The following is a 277-nucleotide window of genomic DNA, read 5'->3' on the forward strand; positions in this document are numbered from 1 at the left end:
AGCGTAACCAATTGAACAAGGTGCGAGTGCCGCATAAAGGCTGACCAAGTCACCACTCATGCCCGCATCCAAAACAAAGCGAGTATAGGCAACCGTGCCAAAGGCCTCGGTTTCTTGTTCCATCTCAGCTTCGCTGATGCCCCATTGCGTGCAGTATGCCACATGATGTGCGATCTCAGTGTCGAGCAGAGCTTGAACACTGGGTAGTGCGCGACGCATGTCTTCTAGGTTATCGGCTTTGTAAATGGCCAGTGCATAAGCACGCACGTAATGCTTT

At 51.6% G+C, this 277-nt stretch carries 1 protein-coding gene; it reads right to left on the reverse strand.

Features of this window, described 5'->3' with window-relative positions; genetic code table 11:
* On the reverse strand, positions 1–277 hold a 277-nt coding region (locus tag A3774_RS16075), incomplete at both ends, for a thiaminase II/PqqC family protein (RefSeq protein ID WP_456264842.1).

Origin of the sequence: Neptuniibacter marinus (assembly GCF_001597725.1) — a bacterium.
GTDB lineage: Bacteria > Pseudomonadota > Gammaproteobacteria > Pseudomonadales > Balneatricaceae > Neptuniibacter > Neptuniibacter marinus.